General features: G+C 56.1%; 1 pseudogene. It reads right to left on the reverse strand.

Annotation, left to right across the window (positions count from 1 at the left end):
* A pseudogene (locus AF337_RS46585) lies at window positions 1-291 on the reverse strand (O-antigen ligase family protein); the annotation flags it as partial.
* Window positions 292-305: the final 14 nt, after the last annotated feature.

The following is a 305-nucleotide window of genomic DNA, read 5'->3' on the forward strand; positions in this document are numbered from 1 at the left end:
TAGGAAGACTATGCCGACCAGCGGCGAAGCGCTGCGAATCAATTCAAAGACTCGCCTAGGCTCCAGCACACAGTAAAGGCCGATGAGCGGAACGAGCGACATTAGCAGCAGTCGCATCGGCATGGGATCTTTGCCGACACCCTCCTGGAAGTCGGCCGGCAGCCCATACCACATGCCGGTCGCTCTCCAGAGGGAAATATAAAATATTGCCGAGAGGACGATCCGCACGAAGGTTTCACGCCGAATGCGATATTGCGCGCGAGCTCTGGGTCTATGTCTTTGCAGGCCAATCGGTTAGTAGCTGT

The sequence above is a fragment of the Rhizobium ecuadorense genome (assembly GCF_001187535.1).
Lineage (GTDB): Bacteria > Pseudomonadota > Alphaproteobacteria > Rhizobiales > Rhizobiaceae > Rhizobium > Rhizobium ecuadorense.